Annotated in this window: 20 protein-coding genes, 1 tRNA gene and 1 riboswitch; of the genes, 14 read left to right on the forward strand and 7 right to left on the reverse strand. The window is 63.4% G+C overall.

Annotated features, from left to right (window positions below; all coding sequences use genetic code 11):
• Window positions 1–107 precede the first annotated feature (107 nt).
• Window positions 108–1,823, reverse strand: coding sequence for a long-chain fatty acid--CoA ligase (locus L867_RS0122125; RefSeq protein ID WP_028738857.1), 1,716 nt, complete (start codon window positions 1,821–1,823; stop codon window positions 108–110).
• Between the two features lie 316 nt (window positions 1,824–2,139).
• On the opposite strand from L867_RS0122125, the gene L867_RS0122130 reads away from it, so the two are divergent.
• Together L867_RS0122130 and L867_RS0122135 are read left to right on the forward strand one after the other, a co-directional pair.
• Window positions 2,140–2,529 carry a PRC-barrel domain-containing protein gene (locus tag L867_RS0122130; protein ID WP_037174197.1) on the forward strand — a complete coding sequence of 130 codons (390 nt, stop codon included), beginning with the start codon at window positions 2,140–2,142 and terminating at the stop codon, window positions 2,527–2,529.
• Window positions 2,530–2,813: 284 nt separating this feature from the next.
• The gene (locus tag L867_RS0122135; protein WP_028738859.1) at window positions 2,814–4,121 is read left to right on the forward strand and encodes a UDP-glucose dehydrogenase family protein; all 1,308 of its coding nucleotides are present in this window, start codon (window positions 2,814–2,816) and stop codon (window positions 4,119–4,121) included.
• Between the two features lie 408 nt (window positions 4,122–4,529).
• On the opposite strand, the gene L867_RS0122140 is transcribed toward L867_RS0122135, so the two are convergent.
• Both L867_RS0122140 and L867_RS0122145 read right to left on the reverse strand, forming a co-directional pair.
• A tRNA-Thr gene (locus L867_RS0122140) sits at window positions 4,530–4,605 on the reverse strand.
• Window positions 4,606–4,740: 135 nt separating this feature from the next.
• Window positions 4,741–5,700: an NAD(P)H-dependent flavin oxidoreductase gene (locus tag L867_RS0122145; RefSeq protein ID WP_028738860.1), complete on the reverse strand. Its 960-nt coding sequence runs from the start codon at window positions 5,698–5,700 to the stop codon at window positions 4,741–4,743.
• 293 nt (window positions 5,701–5,993) lie between these two features.
• Between L867_RS0122145 and L867_RS0122150 the strand changes: the two genes are divergently transcribed.
• Entirely contained in the window at window positions 5,994–7,214 is a 1,221-nt protein-coding gene (locus tag L867_RS0122150; protein ID WP_028738861.1) for a hypothetical protein, read from the forward strand.
• A gap of 17 nt (window positions 7,215–7,231) precedes the next feature.
• Here L867_RS0122150 and ppk2 read toward each other — a convergent pair whose 3' ends face one another.
• The gene (ppk2, locus tag L867_RS0122155; RefSeq protein WP_028738862.1) at window positions 7,232–8,119 is read right to left on the reverse strand and encodes a polyphosphate kinase 2; all 888 of its coding nucleotides are present in this window, start codon (window positions 8,117–8,119) and stop codon (window positions 7,232–7,234) included.
• A 213-nt stretch (window positions 8,120–8,332) separates the two neighbouring features.
• Between ppk2 and phoR the strand changes: the two genes are divergently transcribed.
• The 7 genes from phoR (at window position 8,333) to phoB (ending at window position 15,991) form a co-directional block, all read left to right on the forward strand.
• The gene (gene phoR / locus L867_RS0122160) at window positions 8,333–9,586 is read left to right on the forward strand and encodes a phosphate regulon sensor histidine kinase PhoR (RefSeq protein WP_408606003.1); all 1,254 of its coding nucleotides are present in this window, start codon (window positions 8,333–8,335) and stop codon (window positions 9,584–9,586) included.
• Between the two features lie 194 nt (window positions 9,587–9,780).
• Window positions 9,781–10,821, forward strand: coding sequence for a substrate-binding domain-containing protein (locus L867_RS0122165; protein ID WP_028738864.1), 1,041 nt, complete (start codon window positions 9,781–9,783; stop codon window positions 10,819–10,821).
• A gap of 73 nt (window positions 10,822–10,894) precedes the next feature.
• On the forward strand, window positions 10,895–12,355 hold the full coding sequence (gene pstC, locus L867_RS0122170; protein WP_028738865.1) for a phosphate ABC transporter permease subunit PstC: 1,461 nt from the start codon (window positions 10,895–10,897) through the stop codon (window positions 12,353–12,355).
• Window positions 12,352–13,689 carry a phosphate ABC transporter permease PstA gene (pstA, locus tag L867_RS0122175; RefSeq protein ID WP_028738866.1) on the forward strand — a complete coding sequence of 446 codons (1,338 nt, stop codon included), beginning with the start codon at window positions 12,352–12,354 and terminating at the stop codon, window positions 13,687–13,689. Before pstC ends, pstA begins: the two co-directional genes overlap by 4 nt.
• A gap of 11 nt (window positions 13,690–13,700) precedes the next feature.
• A complete protein-coding gene (gene pstB / locus L867_RS0122180) occupies window positions 13,701–14,516 on the forward strand; it encodes a phosphate ABC transporter ATP-binding protein PstB (RefSeq protein WP_028738867.1) in 816 nt (271 codons plus the stop codon).
• 46 nt (window positions 14,517–14,562) lie between these two features.
• A complete protein-coding gene (gene phoU, locus L867_RS0122185; RefSeq protein WP_028738868.1) occupies window positions 14,563–15,276 on the forward strand; it encodes a phosphate signaling complex protein PhoU in 714 nt (237 codons plus the stop codon).
• A gap of 31 nt (window positions 15,277–15,307) precedes the next feature.
• Window positions 15,308–15,991, forward strand: coding sequence for a phosphate regulon transcriptional regulator PhoB (gene phoB / locus L867_RS0122190; RefSeq protein ID WP_028738869.1), 684 nt, complete (start codon window positions 15,308–15,310; stop codon window positions 15,989–15,991).
• An 84-nt stretch (window positions 15,992–16,075) separates the two neighbouring features.
• Here the strand turns inward: phoB and L867_RS0122195 are convergent, their stop codons facing one another.
• Entirely contained in the window at window positions 16,076–16,612 is a 537-nt protein-coding gene (locus tag L867_RS0122195) for a GcrA family cell cycle regulator (RefSeq protein ID WP_028738870.1), read from the reverse strand.
• A 436-nt stretch (window positions 16,613–17,048) separates the two neighbouring features.
• Here L867_RS0122195 and L867_RS0122200 point away from each other — a divergent pair, with 436 nt between their 5' ends.
• The 3 genes from L867_RS0122200 (at window position 17,049) to L867_RS0122210 (ending at window position 20,322) form a co-directional block, all read left to right on the forward strand.
• Complete coding sequence (locus L867_RS0122200; protein ID WP_028738871.1) at window positions 17,049–18,245, forward strand: aspartate aminotransferase family protein; 1,197 nt, start codon at window positions 17,049–17,051, stop codon at window positions 18,243–18,245.
• Window positions 18,246–18,267: 22 nt separating this feature from the next.
• Window positions 18,268–19,185 carry an ornithine carbamoyltransferase gene (argF, locus tag L867_RS0122205; protein WP_028738872.1) on the forward strand — a complete coding sequence of 306 codons (918 nt, stop codon included), beginning with the start codon at window positions 18,268–18,270 and terminating at the stop codon, window positions 19,183–19,185.
• A gap of 147 nt (window positions 19,186–19,332) precedes the next feature.
• Window positions 19,333–20,322, forward strand: coding sequence for an Hsp33 family molecular chaperone (locus tag L867_RS0122210; RefSeq protein ID WP_028738873.1), 990 nt, complete (start codon window positions 19,333–19,335; stop codon window positions 20,320–20,322).
• A gap of 52 nt (window positions 20,323–20,374) precedes the next feature.
• Here L867_RS0122210 and apaG read toward each other — a convergent pair whose 3' ends face one another.
• Together apaG and L867_RS0122220 are read right to left on the reverse strand one after the other, a co-directional pair.
• On the reverse strand, window positions 20,375–20,767 hold the full coding sequence (apaG, locus tag L867_RS0122215) for a Co2+/Mg2+ efflux protein ApaG (protein ID WP_028738874.1): 393 nt from the start codon (window positions 20,765–20,767) through the stop codon (window positions 20,375–20,377).
• A 204-nt stretch (window positions 20,768–20,971) separates the two neighbouring features.
• Entirely contained in the window at window positions 20,972–22,156 is a 1,185-nt protein-coding gene (locus tag L867_RS0122220) for an O-succinylhomoserine sulfhydrylase (protein WP_028738875.1), read from the reverse strand.
• 47 nt (window positions 22,157–22,203) lie between these two features.
• A riboswitch (SAM riboswitch) is annotated at window positions 22,204–22,282 on the reverse strand.
• Window positions 22,283–22,356: 74 nt separating this feature from the next.
• Here L867_RS0122220 and L867_RS0122225 point away from each other — a divergent pair.
• Window positions 22,357–23,454, forward strand: coding sequence for a 2'-deoxycytidine 5'-triphosphate deaminase (locus L867_RS0122225; RefSeq protein ID WP_028738876.1), 1,098 nt, complete (start codon window positions 22,357–22,359; stop codon window positions 23,452–23,454).
• Window positions 23,455–23,461: the final 7 nt, after the last annotated feature.

Raw genomic sequence — 23,461 nt, forward strand, 5'->3', positions numbered from 1 at the left:
ATGGGGGCGACACTATTCCGGGCGGTGCCGGCGATCAAGCGCACGAAAACGCCCGGACTGCGCTGGGCAAATCCGGGCGTCTGCACTGGCTCGACCGGGAGCGGTCGTTATTTGGTCGGTTCGCTGTCGCGCAGTTCGCGCCGCAGGATCTTGCCGACATTCGACTTCGGCAGTTCGCTGCGGAATTCGATAAAGCGCGGACGCTTGTAGTTGGTGAGATTGGTCGCGCAATGCGCCTTCAGGTCGGCCTCGGTGAGGGCCGGGTCCTTCTTGACGACGAAGATCTTCACCGCCTCGCCGGAATGGGCGTCGGGAACCCCGATCGCTGCGCATTCGAGCACGCCCGGATGCATCGCGGCCACTTCCTCGATCTCGTTCGGATAGACGTTGAAGCCCGAGACGAGGATCATGTCCTTCTTGCGGTCGACGATCTTGACGTATCCGCCCTCGTTCATCATGCCCATGTCGCCGGAGCGGAAGAAGCCGTCGTCGGTCATGACCTTGACCGTCTCCTCCGGTCGCTGCCAGTAGCCGGCCATGACCTGGGGGCCGCGGATGCAGATTTCGCCGACTTCGCCGATCGGCAGCGTGGCGCCCTCCTCGTCGCGGATCTCGATGTCCGTCGAGGGCAGGGGCAGTCCGATCATGCCGCTGAATTCGGTGCTGTCGAGACGGTTGACGGTAGCGACCGGCGAGGTTTCCGAAAGGCCGTACCCCTCGGTGATCGGGCAGCCGGTCATCTGGTACCAGCGTTCCGCCACCGGCCGCTGCACGGCCATGCCGCCGCCGAGCACCAGCAGCAGCGAGGAAAAATCGAGGTTCTTGAAGTCCGGATTGTTCATCAGCGCGTTGAACAGCGTGTTGAGGCCGGGGAAGATATGCGCCTTGTGGTTCTGCAGTTCCTTGACGAAGGCCGGGATGTCGCGCGGATTGGCGATCAGCACGTTGTGGCTGCCGGTGGCAATCCCCATCAGGGAATTCACGGTGAGTGCGAAGATGTGGTAGAGCGGCAGGGCGCAGATGAAGGTCATGACCTCCGGCCGGCCCTTGATCGCGAAGGCCGCCTCGAGCCAGATGGCGATCTGCTGCTTGTTGGCGAGCAGGTTGGCATGGGTCAGCGTCGCGCCCTTGGAAACCCCCGTCGTGCCGCCGGTATACTGCAGGAAAGCGACGTCGCTTGCGACCACGTCGACCGGCTTCAGCGTCTGGCGGGCGCCCTCGGAGAGAACGGTCTTGAAGCTGGTATGGCCGGGGATCGACCAGGCCGGAACGAGCTTTTTCACCTTGCGCACGACGAAGTTGACGATATGGCCCTTCAGGCCCAGCATGTCGCCCATGGTGGCGACGATGACATGCTTGACCGGCGTATTGGGCAGGACCTGCTGCACAGTGCCGGCGAAGTTCTCCAGCACGATGATTGCCTTGGCGCCGGCGTCCTTCAACTGGTGCTGCAGCTCGCGGGGGGTGTAGAGCGGGTTGACGTTGACGACCGTGAAGCCTGCCCGGAGGATGCCGTACACGGCAACCGGATTTTGCAGGATGTTCGGCGTCATGACGGCGACGCGGTCGCCCTTGACAAGACCCTTTGCCTGAAGCCAGGCGCCGACCTTGCGCGACTGGATCTCCAGTTCGCGGAAGGTCATGCCTCGGCCCATGCTCGAAAATGCCAGGCGGTCGGCATAGGTGGCACAACTGCTCTCGAAAAGACTGCCCAGCGACGGGTGGGCATGGGGCGCGATATCCGCGGGCACAGCCGACGGATAAGAATCGAGCCAAATTTTCTCCGATGCCCGGCCACTGAGGCGGCTGGTTGCGTCCGTCATGTATTCCCCTCCCGACGTCCATTGTGCCATGTCTGCCGTAAGCGGCGGACCTGCGATCCTCCCAGATGCTTTAGCGAGCTTATGCGTTTGGCAGTCCGGTTCAAGTCCCTAGCTCTATATAACCTTGACGTAAGCGTCAATAATCCACCGGCCGTCGTCCAAGGCTTTGGCGTAGCTCACCTTCGCACAGCAAGGAGCGTAGACAACCGCGCCGATCGGCCTGGCAAACGTCCGTCGCGCTTTTGACCGGCGGGAACTTTCTGGCCGCTGCGACCGTTTCGCCTTCATCGCCACACTGGAAAAAGGAGGGTGCGCCATGCATCAGAATACACAAGCGACGAACCGCGACCCCTATGTCAAGGATACGGCATCACTGATCGCCAGCGACAAGGTCGACGGCACCGCCGTCTATGGTGTCGACGGTGAGCGGATCGGCTCGGTCAAGCGAATCATCCTGGAAAAGCGTGGCGGTCGCGTGGCCTATGCCGTGCTGAGCTTCGGTGGCTTCCTTGGCATCGGTGACGACTACTACCCGCTGCCCTGGGAAAAGCTCACCTATGACGAGACGGTCGACGGCTACCGCATCGATCTTACCAAGAAGCAGATTGAAGGCGCTCCGCGTCTGGCCGACGATAATGGTGACTGGTATCGCGACAACGGTCGCAATGTCTACGACTTCTACGGCGTGCCGCCCTACTGGATCTGATCGTTCCGCGCATTGTCTTGCAGGGCCCCGCTTCGGCGGGGCCTTTGCTTGTCTGGCGCCTTTCTCGGTCAGGGAGTCTTCGCGCCGCGTTCTCGCGGATTGACTGACAGATGCTCTTGGTTTTCATTTTGCGATGCGGTAAGTATCTTCTCGTAATCAATAAATCTAATTCACGGCATAGAAGTCGGCGTTCGTTCTTCTTCCTCAATTCTCCGATTTCACTGTAAGTCGGACCAGGTTCGAACGAAGACACCTTCGGCCGATTGAGCCAAATGGAGTTGGGCGTGCGCATTGCAATCATTGGTACGGGTTATGTCGGACTGGTTTCGGGTGTTTGCTTGTCGGATTTCGGCCACGAGGTCGTGTGCATCGACAAGGCCGCTGAAAAGATCGCCCAGCTCAACCGTGGCGAGGTGCCCATCTTCGAGCCGGGTCTCGACGATCTGATTCACAAGAATGTCGCGGCCGGGCGCCTGCGTTTTACCACGGATGTTGTCGAACCGGTGGCCAGTGCGGATGTGGTGTTTCTCGCGGTCGGCACGCCCTCGCGCAAGAGCGACGGCCATGCCGATCTCACCTATGTCTTCGCCGCAGCGCGCGAAGTGGCTGCCGCCGTTAGTGGCTTCACCGTGATCGTCACCAAGTCGACCGTGCCGGTCGGCACCGGCGATCAACTGGAGCGGATCATTCGTGAAGCCAATCCGGATGCCGACGTGGCTGTCGTCTCCAACCCGGAATTCCTGCGCGAAGGTGCCGCCATCGATGACTTCATGGCGCCGGACCGTGTCGTGGTCGGCATGAACGACGATCGGGCGCGCTCCATCATGGCGGAGGTCTATGCTGCCCTCGATCCGGTGCGCCACCCGGTCATCTTCACGTCGCGTCGGACCGCGGAACTGACCAAATACGCCGCCAACGCTTTCCTGGCGCTGAAGCTTGCCTATATCAACGAGATCGCCGATCTCTGCGAACAGGTCGGCGCCAACGTGCAGGACGTTTCCCGCGGCATGGGTCTGGACAGCCGCATCGGGCTCAAGTTCCTCAATGCCGGACCGGGCTATGGCGGCTCCTGCTTCCCGAAGGACACACTGGCGCTGGTCAAGACCGCGCAGGATCACAACAGCCCGATCCGCCTGATCGAGACGATCGTCGGCATCAACGAGACCCGCAAGCGTGCCATGGCTCGCAAGGTCGAGCGCGCGCTTGGCGGCGAACTGCGCGGCAAGACGATCGGCATTCTCGGCCTGACCTTCAAGCCGGACACCGACGACATCCGCGAATCGCCGGCGCTGGCGATCGTCCAGGCGCTGCTTGACAAGGGCGCCACGCTGAAGGCCCACGACCCGGAAGGCATGCCGGCGGCCCGCCACGTCATGCCGGAACTCTCCTACCATGACGATGTCGATGCGGTCGCCGACGGGGCCGACGCCCTGGTGATCATCACCGAGTGGAAGCAGTTCCGCTCCCTCGATCTGCCCCGTCTGAAGGGCATGATGAAACAGCCCGTTCTCGTCGACCTGCGCAACATCTACACGCCGTCGGAGGCGCGCAAGCACGGTTTCGTCTACGAGAGCGTCGGTCGCGCGGAGTAAAACACCTCCGCGGATTGGCGGGTCGAGAAAGCGCTGCCGCCCGCCCTGGCGGCGGCGCAGCCCGTTCGGTGCGGCGTTCGAGCGGGCCTCGCGCGCATCCGGTGCAGATGTTCAAAGAATTCCTGGGTTGGACCCGCGGCAGATTCCTGTTTTCATCTGTGGCTCCGAAGCCCAAGGCCCGGACGATAGCCCGGCCTCGCATGCTTGAGCATGGGACCCACTCTCGATTTGCGGACTGCGAAAGTGCCGATCGAGAGCGGAATTCGATGGCCGCGACGAAAAAAATAGGTTGGCCATTCAGATCGTTGAAACCCTCAAATGGCCTGCCGCGGTGGCGACGCGGAGCGCGCCCAAAGGCAGCCGATCTCCGGGGCAACAAGATAACTTTACAAAAATGAGGATGTTGAGTGGTGCCGCTTGCAGGACTCGAACCTGCGACCCCATCATTACGAATGATGTGCTCTACCACCTGAGCTAAAGCGGCCAACGCGAACCGCAGCGCGTGCGGTTCGTTGATCTGTCGGCGCTGATACAGGCATCGCGCCGGAATTTCAAGCCGGGATTTTCCGCTTCTGCGGTTTTCCTGTTTGGCAAAGCCCTGCGGTCCCTAACGGCGGCCTCAGAGCGCGAGGCGGGCGCGGGCAGCCTGGTATTCGCTCTCCAGCCGGTCGACGACCGCCCCGACAGGCTCGACCGCCTTGACCGCGCCGATGCCCTGGCCGCAGCCCCAGATGTCCTTCCACGCCTTGGCGCCGGTGGTCGCCTTGTCGAAATCCATCTTCGACGGATCGGCGACCGGCAGGTTGTCCGGATCCATGCCGGCGGCGACGATCGACGACTTCAGGTAGTTGCCGTGGATGCCGGTGAAGAAATTGGAATAGACGATGTCGTTGGCATGGGCTTCGACGATCGCCTGCTTGTAGGCGTCCGACGCCCGCGCCTCGGTCGTGGCGATGAAGGGCGAGCCGATATAGGCCATGTCGGCACCCATCGCCTGGGCGGCAAGAATGCCGCCGCCGGTCGAGATCGCGCCGGCCAGCAACAGCGGCCCGTCGAACCATTCGCGGATTTCCTGGATGAGCGCGAAGGGCGACAGCGTGCCGGCATGGCCGCCGGCGCCGGTCGCCACCGCGATCAGGCCGTCGGCGCCCTTGCGGATCGCCGAATTGGCGTGGCGGTTGTTGATCACGTCATGCAGCACAATGCCGCCATAGGAATGCACGGCAGCGTTCACTTCCGGCACCGCGCCGAGCGAGGAGATGACGATCGGCACCTTGTATTTCACGCACATCATCAGATCATGCTCCAGCCGCTTGTTGGAGGGATGGACGATCTGGTTGACGGCGAAGGGGGCCGCCGGGCGCTCCGGATTCTTGGCATTGTGGCTCGCCAGTTCCTCGGTGATCTCAGCCAGCCATTCGTCGAGCTGGGCCTCCGGGCGGGCGTTCAGCGCCGGGAACGAGCCGACAATGCCGGCCTTGCACTGCGCCAGCGTCAGGTCGGGATGGGAGATGATGAACAGTGGCGAGGCCACCACCGGAAGCCTGAGATTGTCGGAAAGGACCGGGGGAAGAGCCATGGAGAGCCTCGCTAGATGTTACGTTTACGGAAACGTCAATAAACTAGCAGAAGCCGGGCGCAAGGAAAAGACCACCGGCGGTGTCTCGTGCCGCCGCCTGGGCATTCACCGCTGGGGGCGCCGGCGCCGGCGCCCGCCCGTCGATGTGGCCGGTCCTCATGAACGCCACTTTCTTCTGCGTATCCCGTGTAACACAAACGGCAGGGCTTGCGGATCGCGGCGCCAGCCGTTACCGAATCGTTAAAAGCACAGTTGTGGCGGGACAGTTGCCGCCGGCAGGAGCAGGATCGCCCTTGAACGGATTGGAAGCCGCTATCAGAAACGCTCTCGAGCGCTCGGATCGCACCAATGCGGAAACCCGCGCCCGGATCTATCAGTCGGCGCGCCAGGCGCTGGAAAGCGGGTTGCGCAAGCAGAACATCAATGACGCCGAAACGGTCGCCCATCAGCGCCACCGGCTCGAGGCGCTGATCCACGCGATCGAGCAGGAGGAGCGCAGCCGTCTCGACGACGCCGTCAGCCCCCCGGAACCGCCGATGCGCCCCGCAGCCGCTGAAGCGCCTGCACCTGTTTCGGCCCCTGACGTTTCCCCGCCCATCACGGCCTCGCCGCGTGCCGAGCCCCGTTTCGGCGAGCCGGGTCATGCGACCCCGTCACCGGCCGTAGGCGGCGAAGGCCTGACCGCGTCCCGTCACCATTGGCCCGAGCCGTCCGTTGATAAGCCGGACGGGCGTCCGCTCGGTGAAGCGGTCGACGAGGCGATCGAGGTGCGCGCCGAGGCGCCGATCCGGCCGCGCAAGCCGCGCCGCGGCGTCTACTCGCGCCTTTTCGCGCTCTCCATTCTGTTCGCCACGCTCGGCATGGGGGCCTGGTGGGTGTATTCGACCGGCCTGCTGCTGTCCGTGTCGGAGCGCGATACCAGCGTTCCCAATCCGCCGCCGCGCGCCGAGGAAGAGGATTTCACCGGCGCCGAACCGGCGGCAAAACCGGCTCCCCAGCCTGCCACGGATCAGCCGGCCGAAACGACCGCCGAACCACGCGTGCTCGATACGCAGAGCGGTTTCTCCGACAGCTGGATCCAGGTGTTCGAGCCCAAGCAGATCTCCGCGATCCGGGCCCGTGGCAATGCCCTGGTCGATGTCGTCGCGGCGAGCGATGGCACGGCGGTGCAGGTGGTTTCGCGCAGCGCAGATGCCGACGGCAGCGCCGAGATCACGGTTCCGACCGAGGTGCTGCAGGAGATGGCCGGGCGAACCTCGACCATCGCGGTGACGCTTCAGTCGGCCGACGACAAGCCGGTGCAGATTTCCATTGCCTGCGATTTCGGCCGGCTCGGTGACTGCGCGCGCCACCGGTTTACCGTCAATCCGGAAAAGTCCGACGTGTTGTTCCGCGTGTCGTTCGATCGCACCATGTCGCCCGGCACAGCCGGCCGCCTGTTGTTGAACGGCGATCTCGGCGGCACCGGCCGCGGCGTCAATCTCTATTCGGTGCGCATCCTGCCGGGCGAATAGATCGCCCGGCCGCGCATTCAGCCCTTTGTCAGGAAGCCGGGGCCGGCGCCGATGATCTTCTCGTCGATCTTGCCGATCTTGCCCTGGTCCTTGCCCTCGTAGTCCAGCGAAAGCAGGATGTGGCGGATCAGGTTCAATCGCGCGCGCCGCTTGTCGTTCGCCTTGATGACCGTCCACGGCGCGTGGTCCGTATGGGTTTCCTTCAGCATGCGATCGCGCTTCTCGGTATAGTCTTCCCACTTGTCCAGCGCGGCGATGTCCATTGACGACAGCTTCCACATTTTCAGCGGGTCGTGGCACCGGTCGTGGAAGCGCTCGAGCTGCATCTTGCGCCCGATATCCAGCCAGAACTTGAAGAAGTGAATGTCGTCCTGCTCGACGAGCTTTTCGAAGCGCGGCGCCTGCTTGAGAAAGTCGTCGTATTGTTCCGGCGTGCAGAACCCCATGACCGGTTCGACGCCGGCCCGGTTGTACCAGGAGCGGTCGAACAGCACGAACTCGCCGCGGCTCGGAAAATGCGGAACGTAACGCTGGAAATACCATTGCCCGGCTTCCGTTTCGGTCGGCTTGGTCAATGCCACGACACGGGCGGAACGGGGGTTCATGTAGGAGAGCGTCGCATGGATCGCGCCGCCCTTGCCGGCTGCATCGCGCCCCTCCAGCAGGGCCATGACGCGCTGGCCCGTCTTCTGCTGCCAGAACTGCACCTTGACGAGTTCGATCTGCAGTTTTTCGAGTTCGCTCTCATACTCGTCCTCGTCCATCTTCTTCTCGTAGGGGAAGCCTCCCGAGGCGAGGGATTCGTCGTCGATCCATTTGGGCAGTTTCGGATCGTCGATGTCGAAGATGCGCATCTCGCCGTCGAGCTTCAGTTCGACGGCGCGGCTTTCCGGTGCTGTGTTCATGCTTTTTTCTCCCGCGCGCCGCGGCCGACGCCGGGCGAGCTCTAGTCAGGCCATATTTGCCGCACGGATTCAAGCCCTTGCTTATATCCTCAAGGAACGTGAGGGTCGTGGAAAACCATGGTGCGTTATGGTGCGGCCCGCAAACATCTGTCATGAATCGACGCTATGAGGGCAGTTTGATGATCGGACACGAGACATGAAGGCGGGCGCCTCTTGAGCGGAAATTCCTTTGGCTGGCGACGTCTGCTGCGGCGCGCCGCGTCCGGCTGGGCCTATCTCGCCGCCGCCGCGCTCGTCTCGTTCGCGGCCTATCTCTCCGGCGCGGAGCCGGCCTTTGCGGCAATTCTCTTCGGCCTGTCGGTCATCGCCATCCTTGTGCGCAATGGCGCGGACCAGCCCGTGGCCCGATCCGAGACCACACCTGCACCGTCGCCGGTCGACAAGGTCGACGCGTCAGGTCCGGTGATCTCCGCCGTCCTCGGCGCCATCGAGCTGCCGGTCTTCGTTCTTGGCCGCGATGCCGTCCTGCGCGAGCAGAACCGCGCGGCGGAAAAGGCCTTCGGCGCGCTCGAACCCGGTCTCCATATCTCGGCGCGGTTCCGCTCGCCGAGCGTTCTCGACATGGTGCGCGAGACAATCGCCACTGACGAGCCGAACCAGATCGAGCATTCCGAGCGGCTTCCCTCCGAACGGGTCTATATCGTCCGCATCGCGCCGCTCCATATAGAAGGCGCGCGGGAGGATCTGTTCCTGCTGTCGTTCAAGGACATATCCGAACTGCGCCGCATCGACCGAATGCGCAGCGATTTCGTCGCCAATGCCAGCCATGAGCTGCGCACGCCGCTCGCCTCCCTGCGCGGCTTCATCGAGACCATGCAGGGGCCGGCTCGCGCCGACCCCAAGGCGCAGGAGCGCTTCCTCGCCATTATGCTGGACCAGGCCAACCGCATGAGCCGTCTGGTCGACGACCTGCTGTCGCTCTCCCGGCTGGAGTTGAAAGCCCACATCGCGCCCGACCAGATGATCGATCTCGTGCCGGTCATCGGCCATGTGCGCGACAGCCTGGCGCCGCTCGCCTCCGATCTCGATGTCGAAATCCGGCTTCATGTTCCAGGCGGCAAGGTCGAGGTGCTGGGCGATCGGGACGAACTCGTCCAGGTGTTCGAGAACCTGATCGAGAACGCCTGCAAGTACGGACAGGAGGGCAAGGTCGTCGACGTCTATGTCCGCAATCCGGCCGGCGGCTCCGTCGAAGTCAGCATTGTCGACCACGGTCCGGGCATCCCGGCCGAGCATGTTCCGCGCCTGACGGAGCGCTTCTACCGCGTCAGCGTGACCGACAGCCGCTCGAAGAAAGGCACCGGATTGGGGCTGGCGATCGTCAAGCACATCCTCACCCGCCACCGCGCCAGGCTGATTGTCCGCTCGGAAATCGACCAGGGAACCGAGTTCACCGTGCGTTTTTGACATAAAACTCGGGCGTCCGGCTTCATGATTCTGAAAAGCTCAGCAAAATCAGTAGGATGAATTGTCACAAATGTTTCATTGAACTGACATAAAAGCGTGGGGGAAGGATCGGTATGAACGGCGTGCTGATCTTTGGCGGACAACGCTGAACTTGGTCGCAACGACCCACCAGCCCAATGACGGGAGAAATCTAAATGAACGTTTTGAAACTTTCGGCGGCAGCCCTTGTTGCCTCGGTCGCCTTCACTGGCGCCGCTGTCGCCCGTGACCAGATCCAGATCGCTGGCTCCTCCACCGTTCTGCCTTACGCTTCCATCGTTGCCGAAGCCTTCGGCGAAAACACCGACTTCCCCACCCCGGTCGTTGAATCGGGTGGTTCGGGCGCTGGCCGCAAGAAGCTCTGCGAAGGCGTGGGCGAGAACACCATCGACATCGCCAACTCCTCGTCGCGCATCAAGCAGTCGGACATCGACACCTGCGCCACCAACGGCGTCAAGGAAATCCAGGAAGTCCGCATCGGCTATGACGGCATCGTCTTCGCTTCCGACATCAGCGGCCCGGAATACGCCTTCACCCCGGCTGACTGGCATTCGGCTCTCGCCGCCAAGATCGTCAAGGACGGCAAGCTGATCGACAACCCGAACAAGGCCTGGAACGAAATCCGCGCCGACCTTCCGGCCCAGCCGATCCTCGCCTTCATCCCGGGCACCAAGCACGGCACCCGCGAAGTCTTCGATGAAAAGGTCATCGTCGACGGCTGCAAGGAAAATGGCACCTACGACGTTCTCCTCGCCGAAAATGCCGGTGAGAAGGACAAGGCTTCCAAGGCCTGCATGCAGATCCGCACCGACGGCGTTTCCGTCGACATCGACGGCGACTACACCGAGACGCTGGCTCGCGTCGCTGCCAACAAGAACGGCATCGGCGTCTTCGGTCTCTCCTTCTACCAGAACAACACCGACAAGCTGCGCGTCGGCACCATGAGCGGTGTCGTTCCGTCGGTCGAGTCGATCGCTTCCGGCGAATATCCGGTCTCGCGTCCGCTCTACTTCTACGTCAAGAACGCCCATCTCGACGTTGTTCCCGGCCTGCAGGAATATGTCGAGTTCTTCGTCTCCGACGAAATGGCTGGCCCGGATGGCCCGCTTGCCGCTTACGGCCTCGTTTCCGACCCGGAACTTGCCAAGACCCAGGCAGCCGTCAAGGCTCGCACCCCGATGGGTCCGCTGAAGTAATTCAGCCGACGACGATCCGGCGGCGCGATGATCGCGCCGCCGATTTCCACTGTTTCCGGAGGTTGCGGGCGAAATGAACGTGGGCATGATTATCCTTGTCGTGGCGGTACTGGCTGTCCTCGGCTACGTTCTTGGCCGGCGGCGCGCGCTGTCGCTTGCCGCGGCACGTGGCAGAAAGCTTCATTCCCTTCCTGGTTATTACGGCCAAACCGTCGCGCTGTTCGCGGCCGTTCCGGCCCTCCTCGTCCTGGTCGCCTGGCTGCTGGTGCAGCCCATGCTCATCGAGACCCGCGTCAGCGGCATGATCCCCGATAGCGCCATTCCCGACGGCGGCGCACGCAGCCTCGTGATGGCTGACGTCAGGCGCATTGCCGAGGGCCTCGACGCCGTGCTGGCGCAGGGCGGGCTCGAAGAGAGCCAGCTGTCCGACATGCGCGCCGACTTCACCAATGTGCGCACCCGTCTCGCCGAGGTCGGCGTGGCGCTGGGCGGTGAAGTGCCGACCGAGGTGTTCGAGGCCGCCAAGACCTATCGGCAGGACACCAAGACCGGCAACACCGCTTTGACTGTACTGATGCTGGCCTTGTCGATCGGTCTCGCTTTCTGGTCGTACCGGCGCATCTCGCCGGACATGCGCGCCCGCAATGTCAGCGAGAGTTTCGTCCGGGTTCTGCTGATCGCCGCCTCGACGGTGGCGATCCTGACGACGATCGGCATCGTCGCCTCGCTGGTGTTCGAGACCTATTCCTTCTTCAAGATGTACTCCGCGCGGGAATTCTTCTTCTCGACCGTCTGGAACCCGCAGTTCCGCGGCGGTTCCGAACTCGGCATTCTTCCGCTGCTCTGGGGCACATTCTACATCTCGCTGGTGGCACTCATCGTCGCCGTTCCGCTCGGTCTGATGATCGCGATCTACCTCGCCGAATATGCCGGGCCGACTGCGCGCAGCTTCGTCAAGCCGGCGATCGAGGTCCTTGCCGGCATCCCGACGATTGTCTACGGCCTCTTCGCGCTCGTCACCCTCGGGCCGTTTCTGCGGGACTGGCTCGCCGAGCCGCTCGGCTTGGGAACGTCTTCCTCGTCGGTGCTGACGGCGGGTATCGTGATGGGTATCATGATCATTCCGTTCGTCAGCTCGCTGTCCGACGACATTATCAACGCCGTTCCGCAGGCGCTGCGCGATGGGGCTTACGCCCTCGGGGCCACGCAGTCGGAAACGATCAAGCAGGTCGTTCTGCCGGCCGCCCTGCCGGGCATCGTGGGCGCCATTCTCCTGGCGGCGAGCCGCGCGATCGGCGAGACCATGATCGTGGTGCTCGGCGCGGGCGCCTCCGCCAAGCTGTCGCTTAATCCGTTCGAGGCGATGACGACGGTGACTGTCAAGATCGTCAGCCAGCTGACGGGTGACACCGAATTCGCTAGTCCCGAGACTCTGGTGGCATTCGCCCTCGGTCTCACACTCTTTGTCATTACGCTTGGGCTGAACGTGCTGGCCCTCTACATTGTCCGCAAATACCGGGAGCAGTACGAATGACCGACTTCACCGCTGACACGCTTCGAAGGACGGTGCTGACCGACAGCGCGAGAATCCGTCGCCGCAATGCTTCCGAGCGCCGCTTTCGCATGCTGGGCATAATCGCGGTAGCCATTGGCGTACTCGCGCTTGTGGGCCTGCTGACGTCGATCTTCACGAGCGGATTGTCCTCCTTCCGCCAGACCTATATCAGCCTGGACATCTATCTCGATCCGGCCAAGCTGGACAAAGATGGCAGCCGCAATCCAGAGGCGATCGCCAAGATCTCGACCTTCGGCTATCTGCCGCTGATCGAAACGGCCCTCAAGGATGCGATGGCCGCAAAGGGCGTCGCCGTCGAAGGGCTCGACGCGAAGACGGCCGCAGCGCTGATCTCCAAGGAAGCGCCTGCGGATCTGCGCAGGCTCGTGATCGCCGATCCCGCAAATATCGGCCAGACCGTGCATTTCGATCTGCTCGCCGCCGGCCGCATCGACGGCTACTACAAGGGACGCGTGACGATGGCGAGCGCCGAGCTCGACAGCAACGTCTCTCCCGAGCAGTTGATGCTGGCGGACAAGCTGAAGACCGCGGGCATCCTGACGAGCAGTTTCAATTGGTCGTTCTTCACCGCGCCGGATGCGTCCGATACGCGTCCGGAGGCGGCGGGCCTGGGCGTCGCCATCATCGGCTCGGCCTACATGATGCTGATCGTGCTCGTGCTGTCGCTGCCGCTCGGCGTCGCCGCCTCGATCTATCTCGAGGAATTCGCGCCGCAGAACCCCTTCACCGACCTCATCGAGGTGAACATCGCGAATCTTGCAGCCGTGCCTTCCATCGTCTTCGGCATTCTCGGGCTCGCGGTCCTCATCAACTTCGTGGGCTTGCCGCAGTCGGCGCCGGTCGTTGGTGGCCTCGTGCTCACGCTGATGACTTTGCCGACCATCATCATCGCCACGCGCGCCGCGCTGAAGGCGGTGCCGCCATCGATCCGCGACGCCGCACTTGGCGTCGGCGCGTCGAAGATGCAGGCGACGTTCCACCACGTCCTGCCGCTGGCGATGCCCGGCATCCTGACGGGAACGATCATCGGGCTCGCCCGCGCGCTCGGCGAAACCGCGCCCCTCCTGCTGATCGGCATGGTGGCGTTCGTGCGGGAGTATCCGAGGTCCCCTCCGGAAGGCTTTTTCGATCCGGCCTCGGCCCTGCCGGTTCAGGTCTACAACTGGACGCAGCGCGGTGATCCGGCATTCATTGAACGTGCATCGGGTGCGATCATCGTCTTGCTGGTGTTCTTGCTGTGCATGAACCTGATTGCCGTCATTCTCCGCCGTCGCTTCGAGCGGCGCTGGTAAGGAGCCAAGAGATGAACATGTTGTCAGACGCAGCTGTAGAGAAGGCACTGGAACAGAAAATGACCGAAGTTGACTACAAGATGATCGGCCAAGACGTGTCGGTGTACTATGGCGAGAAGCGTGCGCTTTATGACGTCAATCTGAATGTTCGCAAGAACACCGTGACGGCGCTCATCGGTCCGTCCGGTTGCGGCAAGTCGACCTTCCTGCGGTGCCTGAACCGCATGAATGATACCATCGCCAGCTGCCGGGTCACCGGCAAGATCACGCTCGACGGCATGGACATCTACGACCCCTCCATCGACGTGGTCGAACTGCGCGCCCGCGTCGGCATGGTCTTCCAGAAGCCGAACCCGTTCCCCAAGGCGATCTACGAAAACGTCGCCTACGGCCCGCGCATCCATGGCCTGGCCCGTTCCAAGGCCGATCTTGACCAGATCGTCGAAAGCAGCCTGCAGAAGGCCGGCCTGTGGAACGAAGTGAAGGACCGCCTGCAGGAATCGGGCACCGGCCTGTCCGGTGGCCAGCAGCAGCGCCTGTGCATTGCCCGCGCGGTTGCCGTCAGCCCGGAAGTCATCCTGATGGACGAGCCCTGCTCGGCGCTCGACCCGATCGCCACCGCCAAGGTTGAAGAACTGATCCACGAACTGCGTGCCAACTTCACCATCGTCATCGTCACCCACTCGATGCAGCAGGCGGCCCGCGTGTCGCAGCGCACCGCGATGTTCCATCTCGGCCTGCTGGTCGAGGAGAACGACACGGACAAGATGTTCACCAATCCGGACGATCAGCGCACGCAGGACTACATCATGGGCCGCTTCGGCTGAGACGGCGCTTCTGATCGAGCGGACACCAATTTCAAGGACAACGAACATGTCGGCATCGCATATCTACACCGCCTATGACGAAGAACTGAAATACCTGATGCGCCGCATCATCGAGATGGGCGGCCTGGCCGAGCAGATGGTCGGCGACAGCGTGCGTGCGCTGGTCAATTCCGACGCGGCGCTGGCCCAGAAGGTCATTTCCGATGACGTGATCATGGATGCCGCCGAGCGCGAGATCGGCGACAAGGCGATCATCACCATCGCCCGCCGTCAGCCGGTCGCAGCCGACCTTCGCGAAATCATCGGCGCGCTGCGCATCGCCAACGACCTGGAGCGCGTCGGCGATCTCGGCAAGAGCAATGCCAAGCGCGTCATGGCCATCCAGGCGACCGGCGTGCCGCGCAAGCTGGCCCGTGGCCTCGAGCATCTGAGCGAACTGGCCCTGATCCAGCTCAAGGAAGTGCTCGACGTCTACACCACGCGCTCGGTCGAAAAGGCCAAGTCGATCCGTGATCGCGACGAGGAAATCGACGCCATGTACACCTCGCTTTTCCGCGAGCTCTTGACCTACATGATGGAAGATCCGCGCAACATCACCAGCTGTACCCATCTCCTGTTCTGCGCCAAGAACATCGAGCGCATCGGTGACCATGCGACCAACATCGCCGAGACCATCTACTACATGGCCACGGGCGACCAGCCCGAGGGCGAGCGACCGAAGGATGACATGACCTCTTCCTTCGGCGCCGTCACCGAATAACTCGGCTGCATTCGAGAGGTTATCGACCGACATGCTCCCCAAAATCGCCGTCGTCGAGGACGAGGAAGCCCTCAGCGTCCTGCTCCGTTACAATCTCGAAGCTGAAGGCTACGAGGTTGAAACGATCCTGCGCGGGGACGAGGCGGAACTGCGCCTGCAGGAACGCGTCCCGGATCTGCTGATCCTCGACTGGATGTTGCCCGGCGTGTCCGGCATCGAGCTTTGCCGCCGTCTGCGCATGCGCCCCGAAACCGAGCGTCTGCCGATCATCATGCTGACGGCGCGCGGCGAGGAGAGCGAGCGGGTCCGCGGACTTGCGACCGGCGCAGACGACTACGTCGTCAAGCCGTTCTCGACGCCGGAGCTGATGGCCCGTGTCAAGGCCATGTTGCGCCGTGCCCGCCCGGAAGTGCTCTCCAGCGTGCTGCGCTGCGGGGATATCGAGCTTGATCGGGAGACCCATCGCGTTCACCGCAAGAGCCGCGAAGTGCGCCTCGGTCCGACGGAATTCCGCCTTCTGGAATTTCTCATGGCATCGCCCGGCCGCGTCTACTCGCGTTCTCAACTGCTGGACGGCGTCTGGGGCCACGACATTTATGTCGACGAGCGCACGGTGGATGTTCATGTCGGACGGCTGCGCAAGGCGCTGAACTTCTCCAACCTGCAGGACGTGATCCGCACGGTCCGTGGCGCCGGCTACTCGATGGAAGCCTGAGCGGCACGAACCGTTCAGTCAGACCAACAAAAAACGGGCCTCTACGGCCCGTTTTGCATTTTCACTGGCTGCCGGAGGCTGCGCTCAGCGCGGTGCCGCGTTCGCCGCCTTGCGGCGCTCGCCGACCGGCTGATAGGCCAGCTTGGCGTGATAGCTGCAATAGGGCGACGTGTCGGCGGATTCGCAGCCGCAGAAGTGGAAGTCGTCCTTCATCGGGTCGCCGATCGGCCACTTGCAGGTGCGTTCGGTGAGTTCGGTCAGGGCGAGCTTGCGTGAAATCGGCAGAATGACGCCCCGGCTCGGGGAGACCGCGATCTCCTCGATGCCGTCGATTTCGATCTCTTCCTTGAGCATGTTGGTGCCCGAGGCGCGGGTGACCGTGCGGGTCGCGACGCGCGAGGGGAAGGTCGTTGCCCGCGGCGCGGGGGCCGGGCGCTTGGCGGCGCGCGTCGCAGCCGAGCTGCCGCCGGCCTTGGCGCGGCCCGGAAGGTTCAGTCGGTGAACCTTGCCGATGACGGCATTGCGGCTGACGCCGCCCAGTTGTGCTGCGATCTGGCTTGCGCTCAAGCCCTCCGACCAGAGACGCTTCAGTCTCTCGACGCGCTCATCAGTCCAATTCATGCCGTTATCTCTCCGCCGCTCGCGATATGTGATGGCAGAATCGCTCACCGTTGCTTCGGAAGGATCCGAAACAAACTCGCCTCGATACTGTCGGTGACTGGTTCCGCCGCATGCAGTTTCTTTATTGACTGTTAACCTAGTGCCGGGCTGACTCCGTGACAAGAGTCGGGCGAATCATCGCGAATCGATTTTGGAGTTTTCCCCAACTTGCTACCTTGGCGCGTCGCGCCGGTGCGGGCGGCCAAAAGTCGCTGTCGTGCTTCCGGCAGGGCCGAAAATTCAGGCGCGCCGCGCTGTTTCGTTGACAGGCAAGGTCGAAATGTCGATAGTGCCCCGCCGCCGCAAGGCGGCATTTTTGATTTTTCAAGGCGCCGTTCGCCGCGAGATCAGAAGCGCCCGTAGTCCCGTCAAGCCCTCCCGAAGGAGTGTTTTCATCATGGCCGAAGCCTCTCCCCTCTATCAGACCTATATGCGCGCGCCCTTGCGGTTCGAGCGAGGCGAGGGCGTGTGGCTGGTGACCGAGGGTGGCGAACGTTATCTCGACTTCGCGGCCGGCGTCGCGGTCAATTCGCTCGGCCACGCCCATCCGCATCTGATCGAGGCGCTGACGACCCAGGCCGGCAAGGTCTGGCATCTCTCGAATCTCTATGATGTCCCGGGCCAGGAGACGCTCGGTCGCCGGCTGACCGAGGCGACCTTCGCCGATCGCGTCTTCTTCACCAATTCGGGCGCCGAGGCACTGGAATGCGCGATCAAGACGGCGCGCCGCTATCAGTTCGCCAAGGGCCATCCCGAGCGCTTCCACATCATCACCTTCGAAGGCGCCTTCCATGGACGGACCATCGCGACGATCGCCGCCGGTGGCCAGGAGAAGTATCTTGAAGGCTTCGGCCCCAAGGCCCCCGGCTTCGACCAGGTGCCGTTCGGCGATCTCGACGCGGTAAAGGCGGCGATCACCGAGGAGACGGCGGCGATCCTGATCGAGCCGGTGCAGGGCGAGGGTGGCCTGCGCACCGCCTCCAACGAATTCCTCCGGGCGCTGCGCCAGATCTGCGACGACAACGGACTGCTGCTGGTGCTGGACGAAGTTCAGTGCGGCGTCGGTCGGACCGGCAAGCTGTTCGCCCACGAATGGGCCGGCATCACCCCGGACATCATGGCGGTTGCCAAGGGCATCGGCGGCGGGTTCCCGCTCGGCGCCTGCCTGGCGACGGAAGAAGCAGCCTCCGGCATGAAGGCCGGCACCCATGGTTCGACCTATGGCGGCAATCCGCTCGCCATGGCCGTCGGCAATGCCGTGCTCGATGTCGTGCTGGCCGATGGCTTCCTTGATCACGTCCGCGACGTGGCATTGATTTTCCGCCAGGGACTGGCATCGCTGAAGGACCGCTATCCCGATATCATCGAGGAGATCCGCGGCGAGGGCCTGATGCTCGGCATCAAGGCCAAGGTCCCCAACACCGACCTGCTGATGGCGATGCGCGAGGAGCATGTGCTGGGCGTTCCCGCCGGCGACAACGTCATCCGCCTCCTGCCGCCTCTCATCGTCACGGTCGAAGAGGCAAGGGAAGGGTTGAAGCGTATCGAACAGGCGGCCGAGCATTTGCAGGGCAAGCTCGCAGCGGCGTCGTAAAACCAGGGCAGGTAAGCAAGACATGGCATCCCCGAAGCATTTTCTCGATCTCTCCGCCATGACGGCACCCGACCTCCGGCTGATCCTGGAGGACGCCAAGACGCGCAAGCAGTCGACCAAGGCCGGCACCGCCGAAAAGCCGCTCGCCGGCAAGATGCTGGCGATGATCTTCGAAAAGCCGTCGACGCGCACCCGCGTCTCCTTCGACGTCGGCATGCGCCAGCTCGGCGGCGAGACGCTGTTCCTGTCCGGCACCGAAATGCAGCTCGGCCGCGCCGAAACCATCGGCGACACGGCCAAGGTCCTGTCGCGCTATGTCGACGCGATCATGATCCGCACCACGGATCATTCGCGGCTGCTGGAAATGGCCGAGCACGCCACCGTTCCTGTGATCAACGCGCTGACCGACAGCACCCATCCCTGCCAGATCATGGCCGACGTGATGACCTTCGAGGAGCATCGCGGCCCGATCAAGGGCAAGACCATCGCCTGGACCGGCGACGGCAACAATGTCCTGCATTCGCTGGTCGAGGGCTCGGCCCGCTTCGGCTACCGCATGAACATGGCCGTGCCGCTGGGTTCCGAGCCGGACGACAAGATCCTCAACTGGGCGCGTAACAATGGCGGCGAGATCATGCTGTGCCATGACGCGGAGCGCGCCGTGGACGGTGCCGACGCGGTGGTGACCGATACCTGGATCTCGATGAACCAGGAGCACAAGGCACGCGGCCACAATGTGTTTCAGCCGTTCCAGGTCAATACCGCGCTGATGAAGCAGGCCCAGCCGAACGCGCTGTTCATGCACTGCCTGCCGGCCCACCGCGGCGAGGAAGTGACCGACGAGGTGATTGACGGTCCGCAGTCGGTCGTGTTCGATGAGGCGGAAAACCGCCTGCATGCGCAGAAGTCGATCCTGGCCTGGTGCCTCGGCGCCATCTGATCGCGGCGGCACAAGCTTGAGGAACACGCGGCGGAACAAGTGCTTTCGCCGCGCTTGATCTTTTTCCGCCCGGTTCCCATTTGTGCCGTTGAGAAAGAGGCCCAGCGCCTCGCCATGTTCGAGCGCCAAGGCGCCAGGAGTACAATGATGATGAACAGGCCTGCCGAGCTTGGCGAATTCGGTTTCGCCGGTGATGACCGGGTTGTGCCCTTCCAGGTGGAAGGGCTCGACGTGCGCGGTCGCGCCGTGCAGATCGGTCCCTTGCTGAATGCAATTCTTGCCCGCCATGACTATCCCGAGCCGGTCGCCCGGCTGCTGGCCGAGGCGATCGTGCTCACCGTGCTGATCGGCACCTCGCTGAAGTTCGAGGGCAAGTTCACCGTCCAGACCAAGAGCGACGGTCCGGTCGACCTGCTGGTCGCTGATTTCGCCTCGCCGGAAAATGTCCGCGCCTATGCCCGCTTCGACGAGGAGCGTCTGGCCGAGGCCGTCGCCGCCGGCCGCGCCTCGCCCGAGCAGTTGCTGGGTGCGGGCGTGCTGGCGCTGACCATCGACCAGGGCAATTTCATGCAGCCTTACCAGGGTATCGTGCCGCTCGACGGCGCCTCGCTGGAGGATATTGCCGGGGTCTATTTCCGCCAGTCGGAGCAGATCCCGACGCGTGTGCGCCTCGGTGCCGCCGAGTTCTTCGATCGCGACGAGGAAGGGCGCCCCCGCCGCACCTGGCGTGCCGGCGGGCTGATCGCCCAGTTCCTGCCCGAGGCGCCGGAACGCATGCGCCACTCCGACCTGCATGGCGGTGACGGCGACAATGGTGACCGGCCGCACTCGGAGGACGACGCCTGGGCGGAAGCGCGCATGCTGGTCGACACGATCGACGCCGACGAGCTGACCGATCCGCAGATCGGCGTGGAGCGCCTGCTGTTCCGGCTGTTCCACGAGCGCGGCGTCCGGGTCTATGAGCCACATGCCGTCTATGACCGCTGCAGCTGCTCGCGCGAAAAGATCAAGGGCGTGCTGTCGAGCTTCTCGCAGGAAGAGATCGATGCCAGCCAGACGGATGGCGCGATCGCGGTCACCTGCGAGTTCTGTTCGACCACCTATCGCTATGAGGCGGCGGAAGTCGTCAACGCCTGAGCAGGGGCGAGATCGAAGGAATACAGCGGCAGGGTCTCGAGCCCTGCCGGTTTCAGTTCAGCACCCTCACCATGCCCGGCGCATCCAGGGAAAAAGCGGGAATGGCGACCTCGAAGACCTCGCCGTCGTCGGCTTCCATCTGGTAGTGGCCGAACATCATGCCCGATGGGGTGTCGAGCGGGCAGCCGGACGAATACTCATACGTGTCGCCGGGTCTCAGCCGCGGTTGTTCGCCGATGACGCCGGGGCCGTGCACCTCATCGACCTGGCCGTTCTGGTCGGTAATGTGCCAGTAGCGGTGCATCAGCCGCACCGGCAACGTCGAGTGGTTGGCGATCACGATGCGGTAGCCCCAGACATAGCGGCTGTCCTCCGGATCGGATTGCTCCTCCAGGTAATAAGGTTCGACACTGACCTCGATGTCGCGTGTCACGGCGCGATACATGCACGGGACCTTTTTAAAGCTTCGCTAAGCATAGCCTACAGCATGGCGCGATGAAGGAAAAATACAAGCGCACCGGCCGGTCAAAGCGACCGGTCCGGCAGAGATTTCGTTGTTAATGCTAATGGTTGGGGTTAAGGGCCGCGGTCCGGGCGCGCAAGACGCTCACCCGGACTTTTCTGGGGCCTTGCAGTGCTGGAGCCGCGCTCAGGCGCCGACGGACGCGATGGCGCGAGCAAAGTCCTCAAGCAGGTCCTGCGTATCCTCGATGCCGCAGGACAGGCGCACCGTCCCGCCGGACATGCCGAGTTCGGCACGCGCCTCGTCGGTCAGGTTCTTGTGCGTCGTTGTGGCCGGATGGGTGATCAGGCTCTTGGCGTCGCCGAGATTGTTGGAAATCTTGACGATCTCCAGCGCGTTCTGCAGCTTGAACGCAGCGTCCTTGCCGCCCTTCATCTCGAAGGCGACGAGCGTCGAGCCGCCGGTCATCTGCTTGGCGACGATGTCGGCCTGCGGATGGTCGGCGCGGCCGGGATAGATCACCTTGGCGACCTGCGGCTGCTCGGCCAGGAAGTCGGCGATCGCCGCGGCATTCGCCGTCTGCTGCTTGACGCGCAGCGGCAGAGTCTCGACGCCTTTCAGCAGTGTCCACGCATTGAACGGCGACATGGCCGGGCCGGTATGGCGGAAATAGTCCTGCAGGTTCTCTGTGATCCAGTCCTTCGACGAGAGTACGACGCCACCGAGGCAGCGGCCCTGTCCGTCGATATGCTTGGTCGCCGAATAGACGACCACATGGGCGCCGAGTTCGAGCGGCTTCTGGAAGAGGGGGGTGGCGAAGACATTGTCGACGATCAGCGTGGCGCCGACCTGGTCGGCGAGCTTGGCGACGCCGGCGATGTCGACGACTTCGAGCGTCGGATTGGTCGGGCTTTCGAGGAACATGACCTTGGTGTTCGGCCGGATCGCCGCTTCCCAGTTCTTCAGATCCCGGCCGTCGACCAGTGTGCATTCCACGCCGTAGCGCGGCGCCAGCGTTTCGACGACATAGCGGCAGGAGCCGAACAGGGCGCGGGCGGCGACGATGTGGTCGCCGGCCTTCACCTGGCACAGCACGGCGGCGGCGACGGCGGCCATGCCCGAGGCCATGGCGCGGGCGTCTTCGGCACCTTCCAGCAGGCACATGCGCTTTTCGAACATGTCGTTGGTCGGGCTGCCGTAGCGAGCGTAGATATAGCCGTCCGTCTCACCCTTGAAGCGTGCTTCCGCCGCTTCCGAGCTTTCGTAGACGAAGCCCTGCGTCAGGAAGATCGCCTCGGAGGTCTCGCCATAGGGCGAGCGAAGAGTTCCACCATGGACCAGTTGGGTTGCCGGACGCCAGTTCTTGCTCATGCCTTTCAGCCTTTCGAATACAAAAAAACCGGTCGCGAAATCGGACCGGTTTCTAGCACCCGGTCTCTTTAGCCATTTGTTTAACGTGGCTGCAAGCCGACCGGCCAAATCACCACGGGATAAGCTTGCCATACGCCCATCGCGGGCTTGCGTCAATTCCTCGACTTTGGTTTTGTCGGCCCCAAACAGGAAGACGCAAGATGACCAGGACCACGGGCATTCTCTCCGACAGCGCCATCGGCACGCTCTTCGGCGAAGGCCGGCTGATGAGCGAGATGATGCTCGATCATGACCAGATCCAGCCGGCCAGCCTCGACCTTCGCCTGGGCGCAAAGGCCCTGCGCGTGCGTGCGAGCTTCATGCCGGGGCGCGCCCACACCGTCGCCGACAAGCTCGAACGGCTGACCCTGCACGAGATCGACCTGGAAAACGGCGCCGTGCTGGAGACCGGCTGCGTCTATATCGTCCCCCTGATGGAGAGCCTCGACCTGCCGGCCGCAATGTCGGCATCGGCCAATCCGAAGAGCTCGACCGGCCGCCTCGACATCTTCACCCGCGTCATGGTCGACTATGCCCAGGAATTCGACAAGATCCCGGCCGGCTACAAGGGGCCGCTCTATCTGGAGATTTCCCCGCGCACCTTCCCGGTGATCGTTAGGCGCGGCTCGCGCCTGTCGCAGATCCGCTTCCGCGTCGGTCAGGCGCTGCTCGGCGAGCGGGAACTGCTTGACCTGCATGCGGCGGAGACTCTTGTCGCCAGCGAAGCGCCGAACGTCTCGGGCGGCGGGATCGCGCTGTCGATCGACCTGAAGGGCACCGGCGAGCACGGCCTGATCGGCTATCGCGGCAAGCACCATACCGGCGTGATCGACGTCGACAAGAAGGCCGCGCATGACGTGCTTGACTTCTGGGAGCCGCTCTACAGCCGCGGCGCCGACGAGCTCATCCTCGATCCGGATGAATTCTACATCCTCGTCTCCAATGAGGCGGTGCATGTCCCGCCGCTCTATGCCGCTGAGATGACGCCCTATGACCCGCTGGTCGGCGAGTTCCGCGTGCACTATGCCGGCTTCTTCGATCCCGGTTTCGGCCATGCCGCCGCCGGCGGCTCGGGAAGCCGCGCCGTGCTCGAAGTGCGCAGCCACGAAGTGCCCTTCATCCTCGAGCATGGCCAGGTGATCGGCCGTCTCGTCTACGAACACATGCAGGAGCGCCCTGAAGGTCTCTACGGCTCCGGCCTCGGCTCCAACTACCAGGCTCAGGGCCTGAAGCTGTCCAAGCATTTCCGCCTCGGCTGATCGGCGC

The organism is Paenirhizobium selenitireducens ATCC BAA-1503, from assembly GCF_000518785.1.
GTDB lineage: Bacteria > Pseudomonadota > Alphaproteobacteria > Rhizobiales > Rhizobiaceae > Allorhizobium > Allorhizobium selenitireducens.

Coding starts and splice junctions, on each gene's coding strand:
- L867_RS0122125 (WP_028738857.1), bottom strand. CDS start 1,823: ATGACGGACGCAACCAGCCGCCTCAGTGGCCGGGCATCGGAGAAAATT.
- L867_RS0122130 (WP_037174197.1), top strand. CDS start 2,140: ATGCATCAGAATACACAAGCGACGAACCGCGACCCCTATGTCAAGGAT.
- L867_RS0122145 (WP_028738860.1), bottom strand. CDS start 5,700: ATGGCTCTTCCCCCGGTCCTTTCCGACAATCTCAGGCTTCCGGTGGTG.
- ppk2 (WP_028738862.1), bottom strand. CDS start 8,119: ATGAACACAGCACCGGAAAGCCGCGCCGTCGAACTGAAGCTCGACGGC.
- L867_RS0122165 (WP_028738864.1), top strand. CDS start 9,781: ATGAACGTTTTGAAACTTTCGGCGGCAGCCCTTGTTGCCTCGGTCGCC.
- pstC (WP_028738865.1), top strand. CDS start 10,895: ATGAACGTGGGCATGATTATCCTTGTCGTGGCGGTACTGGCTGTCCTC.
- pstA (WP_028738866.1), top strand. CDS start 12,352: ATGACCGACTTCACCGCTGACACGCTTCGAAGGACGGTGCTGACCGAC.
- pstB (WP_028738867.1), top strand. CDS start 13,701: ATGAACATGTTGTCAGACGCAGCTGTAGAGAAGGCACTGGAACAGAAA.
- phoU (WP_028738868.1), top strand. CDS start 14,563: ATGTCGGCATCGCATATCTACACCGCCTATGACGAAGAACTGAAATAC.
- phoB (WP_028738869.1), top strand. CDS start 15,308: ATGCTCCCCAAAATCGCCGTCGTCGAGGACGAGGAAGCCCTCAGCGTC.
- L867_RS0122195 (WP_028738870.1), bottom strand. CDS start 16,612: ATGAATTGGACTGATGAGCGCGTCGAGAGACTGAAGCGTCTCTGGTCG.
- L867_RS0122200 (WP_028738871.1), top strand. CDS start 17,049: ATGGCCGAAGCCTCTCCCCTCTATCAGACCTATATGCGCGCGCCCTTG.
- argF (WP_028738872.1), top strand. CDS start 18,268: ATGGCATCCCCGAAGCATTTTCTCGATCTCTCCGCCATGACGGCACCC.
- L867_RS0122210 (WP_028738873.1), top strand. CDS start 19,333: ATGATGAACAGGCCTGCCGAGCTTGGCGAATTCGGTTTCGCCGGTGAT.
- apaG (WP_028738874.1), bottom strand. CDS start 20,767: ATGTATCGCGCCGTGACACGCGACATCGAGGTCAGTGTCGAACCTTAT.
- L867_RS0122220 (WP_028738875.1), bottom strand. CDS start 22,156: ATGAGCAAGAACTGGCGTCCGGCAACCCAACTGGTCCATGGTGGAACT.
- L867_RS0122225 (WP_028738876.1), top strand. CDS start 22,357: ATGACCAGGACCACGGGCATTCTCTCCGACAGCGCCATCGGCACGCTC.